The following is a 14,794-nucleotide window of genomic DNA, read 5'->3' on the forward strand; positions in this document are numbered from 1 at the left end:
CCGTGCCTGAACCGCCAGGCAAGCGCGGGCACGCCCGCCGCGTGCGGTTCCGCACGGTCTCGGCCGGAGCCGGATTGAACCACGCACCAGCAGTCCGGATGTACACCGTGTTAGGTCCGGGTGCCTCTGACGCCGATCCGAACGCTGGGGCGGCGTGATGTCGGACCTTCACCTTGCGCGTCCGACCAACGGGCGCCAGAGACGGAGACGCCGACCATGACCGCCGACGCCCGCCCCCCGATCGCTTCCACGCCGACCGCCGTCACGTGTCGCCACCAGGCCTTGCGGGAGGGATACCGGCTGTTCCCCACGCGGCTCTCGTTTGAGCGAAGCGCGCTGCAATCCAGCGATAAGCTGCCTGAAGACTTGGCCTCTCTCACTTGGCTCCTGTCGCGGCTCTGGCTTCACCATTCGGCGCTGGAGCGCCGGATCGCGGAGGCGGCGGCGAGACCGCGGCCCGACGCCGCCGCACTCGGCGCTCTTAAGCGCGAGCGCCTGGCCGTGCGCGACCGCATCGCCGCCCTGGAGCGCGGCATCTGAGGGACCGCCTCCCGTCCTCGCCGCCATCGAAACCAACACTTCCCGGTTGCGCGAAAGGCCATCGCACGGAACACTACCCGCCGCAGCCGGTTAAGGAACGCGGTGGACAAGGAACGCCTCGCGCCGGGCCTCGGGCGACTTGCCTTCTTCAGGGATGCGGACGCCGCGACGCTCGCCCGTGCGGAGGCTGCGTCGCGGGTCGTGCGAGTCGCTGCCGGCGAGCTAGTGCTCGACTTCGACTGCCCCTCCACCGAGGTGCGCGTGGTCCTGCGTGGCGGGCCGCTGCGGGTCCTCATGCGATCGAGCGGGGGGCGGGAGAAGATCGTGGCCGAGGTGGGCCCGGGCGCCTTCGTGGGCGAGCTGGCAGCCTTCGCGGGCCCCGCCGTTTCCCCCTCGGCTGGCATTCACGCCCTCCATCGCGCGGTGATTGCGGTGATGCCGGGCGACGCCTTCGTGGAACTGATCCTGGCTTCGCCACCGCTCGGGCGGCGGCTGATCGCGCTGCTGGCGGAGCGGGTGCGGAGCCAGAACCGACGCCTACTCGAATACGCCGTGCTGCCGACGCGGCAGCGACTCTGCGCCGAGTTGCTTCGTCTTGCGCGGCCTCGCCCGCCGGAGGCAGGAGGAGGTCTTGCAATCTCGCCGCCGCCGGCCCGGCCCGAACTCGCGTCGCGGATCGGGGCGCGACGCGAGGCGGTGTCGCGTGAATTGGCGGACCTCGTCCGTCTCGGCCGCCTCCGGGTCGGGCCGCGCGCCATTGTCCTGCTGGATGAGGCGGCGATTCGGGCCGACGTCGAGGCAGCGATGGAAGCCGCGAAGCGCTTGGCGTGAGAGTTTGTGAATGAATGTCCGACCGGTGGGAAATCGTCCGGAAGATGGTGAGCGATATCAACGGACATTCAGGTGACCTGCCCCTCTAGAAGCGGTACGCCGGCGATGTAGTCCGGTGGCAGCGTGAGAGCCATCGGGCGAGGCGGCCAGGCACGAGGCGGTTCATGGCCATGCGCAGAAAGCCTATGTGCGATGCTGCACGGCTACTCGGAGCCGCGGACGGCGCGCCGTGCCCGTCGTCCCTCGGCGGATCAGGCGGGGCGGTCTATCGTCGCGTGGGCGGACAGTTTCGGCCGGAGGGACGGACATGGCGACGAGAGAGACGGCGCGGCCGGGGGTGCCGCGCCTTGTGCGCGCGCACGATCTGCCCGCCCCGTCGCAGCGCGGCGGGCCACGCGGGCCGCGGAGCCACGACCGCCCGACCATGCCGGCGACGGTCGACTCCCTCCGGGGCACCGGCCCGACCACCGCGATCACCAGCGGCCGGCAGGTCGCGGTGTTCATCGCCGTCGGTCACCGCCCGGCCGAGCGCGTCGGCGTCCACGCCGCGCCACGCGCCACCCGCTTCGAGACTCTCGAACCGATCCGCCATGACGTGCGCCGCCGCGTCGGCGGCTTCGCCGAGGGTGTCGCTCGCGGGCTCGCGCTTCCCCGCGACCACGCCGGCCAGGACATGGCCGACGACTTCCATGAGGATTTCCGCCTCGCCGGAATCGGGCGCTCGCCCGCCTTCGGCCGCAAACCCGAGGGCAACGCCTGCCGGGCCAGCCGATGAACCAGGAGGCGCTGATCCTGTTCAATCTCGCCGAAGCGCTGGGGATCGGCCTCCTGATCGGGGCCGAGCGCGAGCAGCGCATGTCGCCCGACGTCAAGTCTTTGGCCGGGATCCGGACATTCGCCATCACGGCGCTTCTGGGCGCCGTTGCGCAGCAGGCCGGCGGTGTCATCCTGCTGGCCACCGTCATCATCAGCGTCATGATGCTGGCTGGGCTGGCCTACTGGCGCGACAAGTCAGAACACATCGGCCTGACCACCGAGGTCGCCCTGGTGATGACCGTGTTGCTGGGCGGGTTGTCGGTGACGCATCCCGTGGTGGCCGCCGGGACCGGGGTCGTGGTGGCGGTGCTTCTGGCATCGCGGGCCTATCTGCGCGGCTTCGTGCGGTCGGTGATGACCGAGCAGGAATTGCGCGATGGGCTCTTGCTGGCGGCCGCCACGCTCGTGGTGCTGCCGATCCTCCCGAACCGGACCTTCGGCCCCTACGGCGTGCTGAACCCCTATCTGATGTGGTCGGTCGTGATCATGGTCATGGTCATCGCCGCAGCCGGCCATGTGGCGGTGCGGCTCTACGGGGTGCAATACGGACTGGCGCTGACCGGTTTCGCCTCGGGTTTCGTCTCCAGCACGGCGACGATCCGTGACATGGCCCGGCGGACGCGCACGGCACCGGCACCGATCCGGGGGGCGACCGCGGGGGCATGTCTGTCCTCGCTCTCGACGGTCGTCACGATGTCGATGGCGCTGGCGGCGACCAGCCTGGCCACGCTGAACGCGATGGCGCTGCCACTGCTGGCTGGAGGTCTTGCGGCAGCCCTTTACGCCGCGCCCTGGGCGGTTGCGGCCTTGCGCGCGCCGTCGCCCTTCGCTGAGAACCCACCGCCAGGCCAGGGCGCCACCCCGGTCGTGCAGCCGCGCGCGATCAGCCTGACCGGGGCGCTGGCCTTTTCGGCGGCCCTGGCCGTGATCATGCTGGCGTCCACCGCCGTGCAGCAGGAGTTTGGGCTGAATGCCATGGTCGCGGCCGCCGCGCTGGCCGGCATGGTCAACACGCAGTCGGCGGCAATCTCGGTCGCGCTGATGGTCGGGGCGGGCCAGATCGCGCCGCAGGACGCGGTGCTGCCGATCCTTGCGGCGATCAGCACCAACACCGGCGTCCGGGTCGTCCTGGCCGTGACGCTCGGGCGCGGCGGCTTTGCCGGCCGGGTGGTGCCTGGGCTCATTCTTGGCCTGGCGGCGGCCTGGGCGGCGTTCCTGCTGCCGGTTCCGGCGGCGCTGCCCTGATGACCCGCCAGCCGCCGGAGGCCGTACGCGGCTGCGTCGCGGAACCGTCCGCTCTCCCGCTGATGCCGCCGCGAGGCCCCGGCCGTGACGACGGTCGCTGCGCGACGACGATCCGCGTCGCCGCAAGCGCAAGCCGACCCTGGCTGGCCCGTTCGACCTCCGATTGTCGCGACCGGCGGCCGACCCGCTGCGTCGCGATGGCGCGCGAGGTCCCGGTGGTCGCCGGCCAGCATCGGCGGCTCAGGGCGGCATGGCAGAAACCCGCCGGGCGCGGTATGCTGTGCCGCTATGCGGTCCGATGAGCCTTCTGCGGGGAGGCAAGCGCTGCCCACGGGCGCTTGCCTGTTTTCCGGTTGTCGGAATCCTGGAAAGTACTGTTATCCGACCCGCCACCCACAAAGGCACTCGAGAGACGATGCGGCTTGCCTCAGCTCTGAACCGGTCGGTTTTTTTTGCGCTGCTTTGGGTCACCCTGACGGGTGGATCGGCGGATGCGCTGATCTATGGCGGGCTTGCGGTTGCTGCTGCGACGCTGCTCAGTCTGCGACTGTATCCCGCGGACCAGCCTGGCATCGTGCTCTGGCGGGTGGCGGGGTTCCTGCCGCGTTTCCTGGCGGACGCCTTCATGGGTGGACTCGATGTCGCGCGGCGTGCCCTCGACCCCCGCCTGCCGATCGCGCCTGGGTGGGTGCGCGCTCAACTCACCAACCGGAATGAAGCGGCCGGTGTCCTGCTGGGCGGGGTGGTCAGCATCCTGCCCGGAAGCCTCGCGGCGGGGCCCGGTGACGCGGAGATGGACGTCCACCTTCTCAACGTGACGCGATACTCCGCCGACGGGATGCAGGCCGATGAACGCCGGGTTCTTGGCCTGTTCGACCGGCGCATCGACAGCCACAATGTCGCGAATGGCTGACTGGTTCACCCTTGCGGCCGTCTTCCTGCTTCTGAGCGTCGCGGTCGCGCTGGTGCGCTGCTGGCGCGGGCCCGGTCCGGTGGAGCGGATCATGGCCGCCCAACTGGCCGGCACCGGAGTTATCGGCGTGGCGGTCGTCCTCGGCGCGGCACGGCGCGATGCGGCGATGCTGGACGCGGCGCTGATCGGCACGCTGCTGGCCGCCGTCGCGGTGACCGCCTTCGCGCGCAGCGCCGCCAGGCCCGGCGACCGGCCGGACGGCAGCGGATGAGCTTGACCGATCTGGCGGTTCTGGCGCTGCTGGGCGCGGGGCTGGCCTTCTATGGGGCAGGCTCGCTGGGTCTCCTGCGCTTTCCTGACACCGCCTCGCGTTTGCATGCGCTGACCAAGGCCGACAACCTCGGCCTGGGGCTGGTGGCGCTGGCGGCGGCGCTCCACTGGGGTTCGCTGGCGGTGGCCGCCAAGATCGCGCTGGTCTGGCTGTTCGCGGTGATCGCGGCCGGCATCACCTCGCAACTGCTGGCCCGGCAGGCCCGCCTGGACGGGACCCGCAGCCATCGGGACGGCGTCCAGCCATGACCGGCGCCTTCGACATCATCCTGTGCCTGATGATCCTCGGCGCGGCGGGCATCGCGCTTTTCGTGCGCGACGCGCTGGCGGCCATCGCCTTCTTCATCGCCTTCGGCAACCTCCTGGGTCTGGCCTGGCTGGGGCTCGATGCGGTCAACGTGGCGCTGGCCGAGATCGCGCTCGGCGCCGGGGTCACCGGGGTCCTTCTGATCCTGGCCCGGGCGCGGCTTCTGGCGCTGGGCGATGACGCGACCTGCGCCGATACGTCCGCGTGGCTGCGGGCGGGCGCCCTTGCGGCCTGCGCGGGCTTCGTGCTGCTGCTGGCTGCGGCGGTGCTGTCGATCCCGCCGGAAAGCGGGCTTGACCGCGCGGTCGCACCGCTGATGCCGGGGCTTGGCATCGAGAACCGGGTGACCGGTGTCCTGCTGGCCTTTCGCGCCTATGACACGCTCCTGGAAAGCTTCGTGCTGCTGGGTGCGCTGGTCGCGGTCTGGTCGTTGGCGCCCGCCGGGGTCTGGCCGGGCCGTCCGGCTGATCTCGGCATGGCCGATGGGCCGATGCGCCGGGTGGCCGGCAGTTTCGGGCGGTTTCTGCTGCCGGTGGCGCTGGTGATGGCGACATATCTGGTCTGGGCCGGATCGGACGTGCCGGGCGGAGCTTTTCAGGCCGGCACCGTTCTTGCGGGCGGGCTGATGGTGTCGGCGATAGGCGGCGCGATCGGCCTGCCGCGCAGCGACCTTCCGGGGCTGCGGGTGGCGCTGGTCCTGGGACCGCTGGTGTTTCTGCTGATCGGCCTGGCCGGAACGGGGTTCGGCGGCTTTCTGGTCTATCCTCAAGGGCTGGCCAAGGCGGCGATCCTTGCGATCGAATACTCGCTGGCCCTTTCGATCGGGGCGACGCTGGCGCTGCTGGTGGCAGGGCCCAATGTCATCGGGCCGGCGGGCCCCGCTGGTGGCGCCGGCAGGAACAGCGGTTGCTGAGGCCGGCTTCATGGTGACGGGGCATGTCTACGCCCTGACCGGCGCGATCCTGGCCGGTCTGGGTCTTTTTGCCTTCATCATCCTGCGCCATCCGTTGCGCCAGCTGCTTGCGATCAACGTGGTCGGGGCAGGCATCTTCCTGATCCTGGGCGGTCTGGGCCGAGGACCCGACGCGACCGATCCATTGCCGCAGGCGCTGGTCATCACCGGGATCGTCGTGGCCGTTGCGCTGACCGCCTTCGGCGCGGCGATGATCGTGCGGCTGGCCGAGGCGCGCGCGGCGACGAACGCCGCCACACGGCCCGACGGCGGAAAGCCCGTGCCATGAGCCCGCTTGACCTTCTGGTGGCGGTGCCGCTCGGATTCATGCTGGCCGCCCTGCTGTCAGGGCGGGCCGCGCGCTGGCTGATCCTGCCGGCGGTGCCCGCGATGGCGGGGCTGGCGCTCTGGCTGGCACTGGTGCCGCCCGATGCGGCCTATCTGGTCGGTCACTGGGACTTGCCCTTGGGCATCCTTTTGCGCCCCGATGGGGTGGCGCGGCTTATGGTGGCGGCCACGGCGCTGGTGATCGGCGCGGTCGGGCTGCACGCGCTGGTCGATCCGCCGGAAAAGGCCGGCAACGCAGCCCAGGCCGAGACCTTCTGGCCGCTGATCTATCTGCTCTGGGCGGGGGCGAATGCGGGCTTTCTGACCACCGACCTGTTCAACCTCTACGTCACACTGGAGATGGTCAGCCTGGCCGCCGTGGCGCTGGCGGCGATGGGCTCGCTGGAGGCGGCGCTGCGCTATTTCATGATCGCGCTGGTCGGTTCGCTGGCCTACCTCCTGGGAGTGGCGCTTCTGGTGGGGCGCTACAACACCGTGGACGTCACCCTGCTTTCGCAGGTCGCACAGCCCGATCTGGCGACGATGCTGGCGCTGGGGCTGATGACGGCGGGACTTCTGATCAAGGCCGCGCTTTTCCCGCTGCATGGCTGGCTGCCGCCCGCCCACGCCGCCGCCCCCGCCCCAGCCAGCGCGCTGCTGTCGGCGATCGCGGTCAAGCTGGGATTTGTCATCCTGCTGCGGCTCTGGTTCGAGGCCTTTCCGGCCGTCACCGGCCCGACCGCGCTGCATGTGCTGGGCGGGCCGGGGGCGCTGGCGGTGATCTACGGCTCGGTCCAGGCGATGCGGCAGCAGCGGCTGAAGGCGCTGGTGGCCTATTCGACGGTGGCCCAGGTCGGCTACCTGTTCCTCGCCTTTCCGCTGGTCGCAGGCGCGCCGGACCCGTCCGGTGCCTGGGCCGGGATGATGCTTCATGCGGTGGCGCACATGCTGGCCAAGGCGGCGATGTTCCTTGCCGCCGGGCTGATGCTGAAGGCCGCCGCCGGCGACCGGATCGGCGATCTCGGCGGGCTGGCGCAGGCGATGCCGCTGACGGTGACCGCCTTCGGCCTGGCAGCGGTGTCGCTGATGGGGTTGCCGCCCTCGGGCGGGTTCACCGGCAAGTTCCTGCTTCTGAACGCGGCGATCGCGCAGGGCGCCTTCCTTTATGCCGGCGTGATGATTCTGGGCGGTCTGCTGGCGGCGGTCTATTTTTTCCGGACGCTCTCGGCCTGCTTTGCCGCCGGGCCGGCGCCGCGTGAGCCTGCGACGCGCGGGGTTTGCACGGCGGCGCCGCTGGTGCTGGCGGGGCTGGCCATCGCCATGGGTTTCGGCGGCAGCGCGCTGCACAATCTGTCGGCGATTGCCGCGCCCTGGGCCGCCCCGGGCGCGGCCGCGCCATGATGACCTTCGCGCCGCTTCTGCTGGTCCTGCTGCCGGTGGTCGCCGCTTTGGTCAGCTTTGCCCTGCCCGAGCGTCTCTCGGCTTGGCGCAACGGGGCGAACATCGGCGTGGCCTTCGTCAAGCTCCTGGTGGTGGCCTACCTGCTGGTGCAGGCGCAGGCGGGCGTGGTGTTCGAATGGCGCTACGAATTCCTGCCGGGCTACGATTTCGTGCTGCGGCTGGACCCGCTGGCGCTGCTGTTCGTGACACTTTCGGTGTTTCTGTGGCTGCTGACCACGATCTACGCCATCGCCTATTTCGACCGGGGTCCGAACCTGCCGCGCTTCTTCGGCTTCTTCAACCTGTGCGTGCTGGCGGCCACCGGCGTGGCGATGTCGGGCACCGCGATCACCTTCTTCCTGTTCTACGAACTGCTGACGCTGGCGACCTGGCCGCTGGTGGCGCACCGGGGCGACGACAAGTCGCTGCGGGCGGGGCAGATCTATCTGACCTACACGCTGGCGGGCAGCGTCGCCTTCCTGGCCGGGATCCTGTGGCTGCAATCGCTGGTCGGCGCGATCGAGTTTTCCGCCCCGGCCGATCTGGGCGCCATCCCGCCCCTGACCCTGACGCTGATCTTCATCCTGTGTATCGGCGGGCTGGGGGTCAAGGCGGCGATCATCCCCTTCCATGGCTGGCTGCCCGAGGCGATGGCCGCCCCTGCCCCCGTCAGCGCGCTCCTGCACGCCGTCGCGGTGGTCAAGGCCGGGGCCTTCGGCATCGTGCGCGTGATCTACGATGTCTACGGCATCGGCACCGTGGCCGAACTGGGCCTGGGTGTGCCACTGGCCGCCCTTGCCTCGGCGACGATCCTCTACGGCTCGGTGCGGGCCCTGATGCAGAGCGACCTCAAGAAGCGGCTGGCCTATTCCACCGTCAGCCAGGTCAGCTACATCGTGCTGGGTGCCAGCCTGGTCGGGCCCTTCGCGGTGATCGGCGGGCTGGTGCATCTGGTGCATCAGGGCATCATGAAGATCACGCTGTTCATGTGCGCTGGCGCGCTTGCCAACCGGATGGGGATCAAGGCGATCGCCGAGCTGGACGGCGCGGGCCGGCTGATGCCGGTGACGATGGCGGCGTTCTCGGTCGGGGCGCTGGGAATGATCGGGATGCCGCCGGTGGCCGGCTTCATCTCGAAATGGTATCTCGGGGTCGGGGCGTTGCAGTCGGATGCGGCCTGGGCAGTCGCGGTGCTGGCGGGCTCGTCGCTTCTGAACGCCGCCTATTTCCTGCCGCTGCTGTACCGCGCATGGCTGCTGCCGCCGCCGCCCGGCCGGCCCGCCATCGCCGAGTTGGCCACCACCCGCGACCGAATGCTGATCCTGCCCGCGGTGGTGACGGCGGTGGTGTCGCTGGGGGCGGGCATCTTCGCCTCGCTGCCCTTCAGCCCGCTTGGCTGGGCCACGCTGGTCGGACTGGGCTATTTGCGATGATCGCCGATCCGACGCTGCTTTTGCCGCTGGCCGTACTCTGGCCGATGCTCCTGGCGGGGCTGGCCCTGCTGCCCGGCTGGGGGTCGCGCATGGTGCTGCTGCTGCCGCTTGGCCCACTGCCGGCCCTGGCGGCGGCCCTCGTCGCGTCGCGCGACGTTCCCGTCGCGCTGCCGGGGGTGCTGCTGGACAGCGGCCTGGAGCTGGGCGCGACCGGCGCGCTGTTTCTCGGCGGTGCGGCGACGCTGTGGTTCTGGGCCGGGGTGTACGCCGCCTTCTACATGCGGCGCGACGAGCGGCCCGCCGGCTTCGCCCTGTTCTGGAACCTGGTCCTGGCCGGCAATCTCGGCGTCTTTATCGCCGCCGACATCGTCAGCTTCTACGTGTTCTTCGCGCTGGTCTCGCTTTTGGCCTATCCACTGGTGATCCACGATCGCCAGCCCGCCTCGATGCGGGCGGGGACGGTCTATCTGGTGCTGGCTGTCTGCGGCGAGGTGGCGATCCTGGTAGGGCTGATGCTGGCCTCGTTCGGGGCGGGCGGCGCCATAGGCATCGAGGCGGTTCGCGCGGGCCTTGCCCTGCCTTCGGCGCATCCCGCGGCGGTGCCGCTGCTGATCGCGGGCTTCGGGATCAAGGCCGGACTCATGCCCCTGCATGTCTGGCTGCCGGTGGCGCATCCGGCCGCGCCGGTGCCCGCCTCGGCCGTGCTGTCGGGCGCCATCGTCAAGGCCGGGATCTTCGGGCTGGTGGCCTTCCTGCCGCTGGGCATGCCGGCGGCGGTCGCGGGCAATGTCCTGATGATCCTGGGCTTTTCCGGCCTCTTCCTCGCGGCGCTGATGGGGCTGGCGCAGGCCGGCGCCAAGGCGGTGCTGGCCTATTCGACGGTCAGCCAGATGGGCCTGGTCATGGGGGTTCTGGGCTTTGCCCTGGCCGGGGGCAGCGCGCCGGCGGCCGTGCTGCCGGCGGTGGCGTTGTTCGCGCTGCATCACGGGCTCGCCAAGGGGGCGCTGTTCCTGGGCGTCGGGCTGGCACCGGTCTGCGGGCGGGCCTGGCGCTGGGGGCTTCTGGGGGCGCTGGCGGTGCTGGGCTCGTCGCTGGCCGGGATGCAGCTACTGGCCGGGGCGCTGGTCAAATCGGCGCTCAAGGACCAGGCCGGGGCCTTTGGGGCCACGCTGATCGGCCTCTCGGCGCTAACGACGGCGCTGGCGATGGCGCGCTGTCTGGCAGTGCTGCCAAGGGCGAAATCGCGCTGCCGCCCGCCGCTGCTGATGGCCCTGCCGTTCCTCGCCCTGTCCGGGGCGGCGCTGTGGCTGCCCTGGCTTCTGTACGCCAGGATCACCGGCGAGACCCCGCTGGCCGCAGACCTGCGGTCGCTGATCTTCGAGGCCTGGCCGCTGGGGCTTGCGGCGCTGATGATTGCGGGCGCGGTCGCGGTCGGGCTGAAGGCGCCTAGCCTGCCAGAAGGCGATGCGCTTGGCCCGGTGCAACGCCGGGTGGCGGCCCTGAGCGCCGCCGCAAGGGCCGCCGAGCGTGCCGGGTCGCGGTCGCTGCGCCGATCGCGCCCGAAGCCGCAAACCGTCATCGGCGAGGATCTGGACCGGATCGAGGACGTTTTCCGCGAAGGCGCCGCCGCCGCCATCCTGGTATTGGCCATCGCGGGGGCGGTCGTCGCCGCTAGCCTGATCTAGCAGGCTGCGGAAATTCGCGGCCAAGGGCTTGGTTTTCCTGGCCGGCGTAGTTTTTGTGAGGTGCTTGGCGGGCTGATGGGCGTGGTTTTCGGTGGCCAACCGCCGCGGACTACCGCGTTGAGGCCTGTTGGCGGCGCCAGTCAGGCAGGCGCCGCCAACAGCTTCGGCAGCCGGACGGGGGTTTAGGCGGCGACGCGGAGCGTGAAGCTCCATCCGACCCGCTCCAGCCCGCGCAGCAGGGTGCGGCGCATGCGCGGATCTCCTTGCGCCGGCCGAACACCTCCTCGACCCGCTTGCGGATGCGCTGGCTCACCGCGTAGCCCAGGTGCCGCGTAGTCCGTCCATCGATCGCCGAGCGCCGGCCATTGGCGTGCTGCGTCACGTGCGGCGTCACGCCCATGTCGCCCATTGCCCGGACGAAGGCCCGCGTGTCGTAGGTCTTGTAGCCTCCCAGCGTGCTGCGCGCGGCACGATCGAGCCCTGCCATCATCGCCTCGCCGGCGTCGCGCTCCGCGATACCCGTCTCTTGCGTCGTTGTCGCAGCGACCGCCAGGCCGTGCCGGTTCTCGATCACCACGTGCCCGGCGTAGCAGAGCTTCGATGCTTGGCCGTTCGACTTGCGCGCCAGCCGCGCATCCGGGTCCGTGGTCGAAGCATGCGTCTCGTCGCTGCGCTTCTCGGCATGGAAGTCGCGCTCGCCGTTGCGGCCGGGGCCGAGCGCCTCGCCGGAGCCGTCCTTCGGCCGGAAGCTCTTCATCGAAGCCCAGGCCTCTATCAACGTGCCAGCCACCGAGAAGTACGCCGAGGGCAGCAGCGGCTTGACCTCTGGGTCGGCCAGCACGGCGGCGAAGAACTTGCTCGCCACCTCGGTCCCCAGCAGCCGGTCCCGGTTCTTGGTGAACACCGTCACGTCCCATACGGGCGCCACGCCCGACGCAGCTGCGCAGGAACTGCCCAACTTGCACGTGCGGAACCGCACGGGGCGGCCGTACCCCGCCTTGCCCAGGGCGGCCGGCGCGGCGATGTCTTCCGCGGGACGGTGCCCGGCTGCCCTGCCGTCCGATGCGACGCCACGCTGGGCCGCCGTACCTCGATCTGGAGCCCGCTGCCCGCATGGACGTCCTCGACTCGATCCTGTCCGCCGACTGGCCCGGCAATCCCGGCCCGGATGTGGCTCGCCTTCATGGGCGGTCGTGTCCGGGTTCGCTCGGACGCGCCGTATCCTCGGGGCTGTTCCTGATCGCGACGGGCGGGACATGACGGGACCATGGCGCCGGAGCAACAACCACGTAGAGGAGATCACTTGATGACCCAGATTCAGACCGCCCTCGCCGCCGACATCACACTGCATAGCCTGGAGCAGGCAACGGCCGAGAGCCCCAGGGCGAGGCGGAACCTGCTCATCGGGCTCTGGGCGGGGCGTCGGCTCGGCCTTCCCGAGGCGGAACTGCCCCGCTATGCGCTAGACGTCATGTGGGTGGATCATGCCGAACCGGGCGATGCCGACGTGATCCACAAGCTTGCCGCCGATTTCGACGCGGCAGGTTGCTGCGTCGGCGATGAGGCACTGCGCTCCGAGCTGACCGTCGCGCAGCGCCGCGCTTACGCCGAAACCGTGTTGCACCTGCTATGATCCATTCGGTGGCAGCACCGCCGCCAGCGCAGGCGGCCACAGACGGCGCGATGGGCGCCCGAGATGGAAACGGAGGTTGTGCGATGCAGAAAGACTCAGAACGGCGGGATGCCGGGCTAGGTAGTCCGCCGCGAAGCCTGCTCCTCGCGACGGATCTCAGCTGCCGCTGCGACCGCGCCCTGGACCGCGCAGTGATGCTGGCATCGGCCTGGGGTGCCAAACTGCATGTGCTGTATGTGCTGGAAGGCAATGAGCCGGAGCAAGGCCCCGAACCGGTTCCCGGCGGTTCGGTGCGGGCGCTTGCCGAGCGTCACCTCCGCGCCGCCACGCGCAATCATGACGTCGAAGCGGAGATCGTGATCGAGCGGGGGGATCCCGCGGAGATCATCCTGCGCACGGCGAACGAACTCGACTGCGAGCTGATCGTCACCGGCATAGCCCGCAGCGGAAACCTTGCCCGAGCGGTGCTCGGCACGACGGTCGAGAGGCTGGTCCATCGTGCGCCGATGCCTGTACTGATCGTGAAGATGCGCCCTTGGCGCGCCTACCCGACGGTGGTCGTCGCCTCCGACTTTTCGGAGACTTCCGCCCACGCCTTGCGGCAGGCACTGAGCGTATTCCCGGATGCCCGGATGATACTGGCGCATGCGTACCGCGTGCCGTTCGAAGGCTTCATCAGCCGCGCGGCGCATGAGGCGGAGTTGCTGGCGGATGCCGAGCGTCAGCGTGCGGCGTTCCTGCCGAGCGTGGGCGCACCGCCAGACAGGCTGGAGCAGATGGAGTACCTGATCCGCTACGGAACAGCCGAGAGCGTGATCGGAACGCATGTCTGGGACAACGACATCGACCTCGTCGTGATGGGGACGCATGGCCGAAGCGGTCGCTTCGGCATCCTGATGGGCAGCACCGCCGAACGTCTCCTCATCTGCCTGCATTGCGACGTGATGATTGTCCGCGAGCCGCGCGCGCTGTCCGCCACGATTGGCGCGGGCGGCGCCTCTGCGGGTCCTCGCCTGAGCGGGAATGGGTGAGCAATGGGGTAGCAGAAGCGGGCTAATTTTTGCCGCCATCGGCGCGGCCGCAGGCCTCGGAAACATCTGGCGATTCGCCTACTTGGCCGGGGAGAACGGCGGCGCCTTTCTGCTGGTGAACCTTTTGATCGCGCTGGCGTTGGGCGTGCCGCTGGTGGTCGTGGAACTCACCATCGGCAAGCGGGGTGCAGGCTACGCTTCCGTGTAAACGCAGCGCGCTCTAGATGTTTGGTCCCAGGCTTTGATGGTGCAGTCTTCTCGCCGGCATGGAGAGATGCGCTATGGGCCAGGTTCTTCACGGCTGCGCCCGCACGACTGAGGCGGTCCGTCGCGCGATCCAGCATAGTCAAGAGAGCCTGAGGGCTTTGGCCCGCCGGCATGGCGTGAACCCGAAAACCATCGCCAAGTGGCGGGCGCGAGGCGACGTCGCTGATCGGCGCACGGGCCCGGCCCAGCCGCGCTCAACCACCCTCTCGGCCGACGAGGAGGCGATCATAGTCGCCTTCCGCCGCCACACCCTGCTGCCGCTGGACGACTGCCTCTATGCCCTGCAGCCCAGCATCCCGCACCTGACGCGCTCGGCTCTGCATCGCTGCCTCCAGCGCCACGGCATCTCGCGCCTGCCCGAGACCGAGGGCGACAAGCCGGTCCGCAAGCGCTTCAAGGCCTATCCGATCGGCTACTTTCACATCGACATAGCCGAGGTCAGGACCGAACAGGGCAAGCTCCACCTTTTCGTGGCCATCGACCGCACCTCGAAGTTCGCCTTTGCCCAACTGCACGAGCGCGCCACCACGCGCATCGCCGCCGACTTCCTGCGCGCCCTGCTGCAGGCCGTGCCTTACCGCGTGCACGCCGTGCTCACCGACAACGGCCAGCACTTCACCTCGCCGGGCAACATTGCCTCGGCCGCACCGCTCATCCGCGAGGCGATCGACCGCGGCGAGATCTTCCGCGCCCATTCCTTCGAACTCGCCTGCGCTCAGAACCAAGTCGAGCACCGCCTGACCAAGCCCTACCACCCGTGGACAAACGGCCAGGTCGAGAGGATGAACAGGACGCTCAAGGAGGCCACCGTCCGGCGCTACCACTACAGCAGCCACGACGAGCTCCGCGGTCACCTCGCCCTGTTCCTCGACGCCTACAACTACGCCCGGCGGCTCAAGACCCTGAAGGGCCTCACCCCCTACGAGTTCATTTGCCGTTCATGGGCCGCAGAACCTCACCGGTTCACGGCAAATCCGCACCACGAAATGCCGGGACCAAACATCTAAGAATCGCTGGATTGGTCGGTTCGCAATCGCCGAATGC

Annotated in this window: 17 protein-coding genes and 1 pseudogene; 17 read left to right on the forward strand and 1 reads right to left on the reverse strand. The window is 69.8% G+C overall.

Annotated elements, in window-relative coordinates:
• The first annotated feature begins 216 nt into the window (after positions 1 to 216).
• From KPL78_RS20955 to KPL78_RS21010, 12 genes are all read left to right on the forward strand, one after another.
• On the forward strand, positions 217 to 540 hold the full coding sequence (locus tag KPL78_RS20955; RefSeq protein WP_211848950.1) for a DUF465 domain-containing protein: 324 nt from the start codon (positions 217 to 219) through the stop codon (positions 538 to 540).
• Between the two features lie 102 nt (positions 541 to 642).
• Entirely contained in the window at positions 643 to 1,371 is a 729-nt protein-coding gene (locus KPL78_RS30875) for a Crp/Fnr family transcriptional regulator (protein WP_219764928.1), read from the forward strand.
• Positions 1,372 to 1,678: 307 nt separating this feature from the next.
• The gene (locus tag KPL78_RS20965; RefSeq protein ID WP_219764929.1) at positions 1,679 to 2,146 is read left to right on the forward strand and encodes a hypothetical protein; all 468 of its coding nucleotides are present in this window, start codon (positions 1,679 to 1,681) and stop codon (positions 2,144 to 2,146) included.
• A complete protein-coding gene (locus KPL78_RS20970) occupies positions 2,143 to 3,432 on the forward strand; it encodes an MgtC/SapB family protein (protein ID WP_219764930.1) in 1,290 nt (429 codons plus the stop codon). The genes KPL78_RS20965 and KPL78_RS20970 overlap by 4 nt, the downstream gene beginning before the upstream one ends.
• Before the next feature lie 298 nt (positions 3,433 to 3,730).
• Entirely contained in the window at positions 3,731 to 4,345 is a 615-nt protein-coding gene (locus KPL78_RS20975; RefSeq protein WP_219764931.1) for a Na+/H+ antiporter subunit E, read from the forward strand.
• On the forward strand, positions 4,338 to 4,616 hold the full coding sequence (locus KPL78_RS20980) for an MrpF/PhaF family protein (protein WP_219764932.1): 279 nt from the start codon (positions 4,338 to 4,340) through the stop codon (positions 4,614 to 4,616). The genes KPL78_RS20975 and KPL78_RS20980 overlap by 8 nt, the downstream gene beginning before the upstream one ends.
• Positions 4,613 to 4,924: a cation:proton antiporter gene (locus KPL78_RS20985; RefSeq protein ID WP_219764933.1), complete on the forward strand. Its 312-nt coding sequence runs from the start codon at positions 4,613 to 4,615 to the stop codon at positions 4,922 to 4,924. The genes KPL78_RS20980 and KPL78_RS20985 overlap by 4 nt, the downstream gene beginning before the upstream one ends.
• Entirely contained in the window at positions 4,921 to 5,895 is a 975-nt protein-coding gene (locus KPL78_RS20990) for a hydrogenase subunit MbhD domain-containing protein (protein WP_219764934.1), read from the forward strand. The genes KPL78_RS20985 and KPL78_RS20990 overlap by 4 nt, the downstream gene beginning before the upstream one ends.
• Positions 5,896 to 5,905: 10 nt before the next feature.
• Entirely contained in the window at positions 5,906 to 6,223 is a 318-nt protein-coding gene (locus KPL78_RS20995) for an NADH-quinone oxidoreductase subunit K (RefSeq protein ID WP_211848944.1), read from the forward strand.
• The gene (locus KPL78_RS21000) at positions 6,220 to 7,662 is read left to right on the forward strand and encodes a complex I subunit 5 family protein (RefSeq protein WP_211848943.1); all 1,443 of its coding nucleotides are present in this window, start codon (positions 6,220 to 6,222) and stop codon (positions 7,660 to 7,662) included. The genes KPL78_RS20995 and KPL78_RS21000 overlap by 4 nt, the downstream gene beginning before the upstream one ends.
• Positions 7,659 to 9,134 (forward strand): complex I subunit 5 family protein, encoded by a 1,476-nt coding sequence (locus KPL78_RS21005; protein WP_211848942.1) that lies wholly within the window; start codon positions 7,659 to 7,661, stop codon positions 9,132 to 9,134. The genes KPL78_RS21000 and KPL78_RS21005 overlap by 4 nt, the downstream gene beginning before the upstream one ends.
• A complete protein-coding gene (locus KPL78_RS21010) occupies positions 9,131 to 10,819 on the forward strand; it encodes a complex I subunit 5 family protein (protein ID WP_211848941.1) in 1,689 nt (562 codons plus the stop codon). The genes KPL78_RS21005 and KPL78_RS21010 overlap by 4 nt, the downstream gene beginning before the upstream one ends.
• A 182-nt stretch (positions 10,820 to 11,001) precedes the next feature.
• Here KPL78_RS21010 and KPL78_RS21015 read toward each other — a convergent pair.
• Positions 11,002 to 11,744, reverse strand: a pseudogene (locus tag KPL78_RS21015) (IS5 family transposase); the annotation flags it as partial.
• A gap of 188 nt (positions 11,745 to 11,932) precedes the next feature.
• Here KPL78_RS21015 and KPL78_RS21020 point away from each other — a divergent pair.
• The 5 genes from KPL78_RS21020 (at position 11,933) to KPL78_RS21040 (ending at position 14,757) form a co-directional block, all read left to right on the forward strand.
• A complete protein-coding gene (locus KPL78_RS21020; protein ID WP_219764936.1) occupies positions 11,933 to 12,079 on the forward strand; it encodes a hypothetical protein in 147 nt (48 codons plus the stop codon).
• A 46-nt stretch (positions 12,080 to 12,125) separates the two neighbouring features.
• The gene (locus KPL78_RS21025) at positions 12,126 to 12,452 is read left to right on the forward strand and encodes an ATPase inhibitor subunit zeta (RefSeq protein ID WP_211848939.1); all 327 of its coding nucleotides are present in this window, start codon (positions 12,126 to 12,128) and stop codon (positions 12,450 to 12,452) included.
• 83 nt (positions 12,453 to 12,535) lie between these two features.
• Positions 12,536 to 13,483: a universal stress protein gene (locus tag KPL78_RS21030; RefSeq protein WP_211848938.1), complete on the forward strand. Its 948-nt coding sequence runs from the start codon at positions 12,536 to 12,538 to the stop codon at positions 13,481 to 13,483.
• Positions 13,476 to 13,691 carry a hypothetical protein gene (locus KPL78_RS21035; protein WP_211848937.1) on the forward strand — a complete coding sequence of 72 codons (216 nt, stop codon included), beginning with the start codon at positions 13,476 to 13,478 and terminating at the stop codon, positions 13,689 to 13,691. Before KPL78_RS21030 ends, KPL78_RS21035 begins: the two co-directional genes overlap by 8 nt.
• Before the next feature lie 73 nt (positions 13,692 to 13,764).
• On the forward strand, positions 13,765 to 14,757 hold the full coding sequence (locus KPL78_RS21040) for an IS481 family transposase (RefSeq protein ID WP_219764937.1): 993 nt from the start codon (positions 13,765 to 13,767) through the stop codon (positions 14,755 to 14,757).
• Positions 14,758 to 14,794: the final 37 nt, after the last annotated feature.

It is taken from the genome of Roseomonas alba (assembly GCF_019430885.1).
Classification (GTDB): domain Bacteria; phylum Pseudomonadota; class Alphaproteobacteria; order Acetobacterales; family Acetobacteraceae; genus Neoroseomonas; species Neoroseomonas alba.

What these genes read in the sequence shown, in the direction of transcription:
- KPL78_RS20955 (WP_211848950.1), top strand. Translation starts at nt 217, where the DNA reads ATGACCGCCGACGCCCGCCCCCCGATCGCTTCCACGCCGACCGCCGTC.
- KPL78_RS20965 (WP_219764929.1), top strand. Translation starts at nt 1,679, where the DNA reads ATGGCGACGAGAGAGACGGCGCGGCCGGGGGTGCCGCGCCTTGTGCGC.
- KPL78_RS20970 (WP_219764930.1), top strand. Translation starts at nt 2,143, where the DNA reads ATGAACCAGGAGGCGCTGATCCTGTTCAATCTCGCCGAAGCGCTGGGG.
- KPL78_RS20975 (WP_219764931.1), top strand. Translation starts at nt 3,731, where the DNA reads ATGAGCCTTCTGCGGGGAGGCAAGCGCTGCCCACGGGCGCTTGCCTGT.
- KPL78_RS20980 (WP_219764932.1), top strand. Translation starts at nt 4,338, where the DNA reads ATGGCTGACTGGTTCACCCTTGCGGCCGTCTTCCTGCTTCTGAGCGTC.
- KPL78_RS20985 (WP_219764933.1), top strand. Translation starts at nt 4,613, where the DNA reads ATGAGCTTGACCGATCTGGCGGTTCTGGCGCTGCTGGGCGCGGGGCTG.
- KPL78_RS20990 (WP_219764934.1), top strand. Translation starts at nt 4,921, where the DNA reads ATGACCGGCGCCTTCGACATCATCCTGTGCCTGATGATCCTCGGCGCG.
- KPL78_RS20995 (WP_211848944.1), top strand. Translation starts at nt 5,906, where the DNA reads ATGGTGACGGGGCATGTCTACGCCCTGACCGGCGCGATCCTGGCCGGT.
- KPL78_RS21000 (WP_211848943.1), top strand. Translation starts at nt 6,220, where the DNA reads ATGAGCCCGCTTGACCTTCTGGTGGCGGTGCCGCTCGGATTCATGCTG.
- KPL78_RS21005 (WP_211848942.1), top strand. Translation starts at nt 7,659, where the DNA reads ATGATGACCTTCGCGCCGCTTCTGCTGGTCCTGCTGCCGGTGGTCGCC.
- KPL78_RS21010 (WP_211848941.1), top strand. Translation starts at nt 9,131, where the DNA reads ATGATCGCCGATCCGACGCTGCTTTTGCCGCTGGCCGTACTCTGGCCG.
- KPL78_RS21020 (WP_219764936.1), top strand. Translation starts at nt 11,933, where the DNA reads ATGGACGTCCTCGACTCGATCCTGTCCGCCGACTGGCCCGGCAATCCC.
- KPL78_RS21025 (WP_211848939.1), top strand. Translation starts at nt 12,126, where the DNA reads ATGACCCAGATTCAGACCGCCCTCGCCGCCGACATCACACTGCATAGC.
- KPL78_RS21030 (WP_211848938.1), top strand. Translation starts at nt 12,536, where the DNA reads ATGCAGAAAGACTCAGAACGGCGGGATGCCGGGCTAGGTAGTCCGCCG.
- KPL78_RS21035 (WP_211848937.1), top strand. Translation starts at nt 13,476, where the DNA reads ATGGGTGAGCAATGGGGTAGCAGAAGCGGGCTAATTTTTGCCGCCATC.
- KPL78_RS21040 (WP_219764937.1), top strand. Translation starts at nt 13,765, where the DNA reads ATGGGCCAGGTTCTTCACGGCTGCGCCCGCACGACTGAGGCGGTCCGT.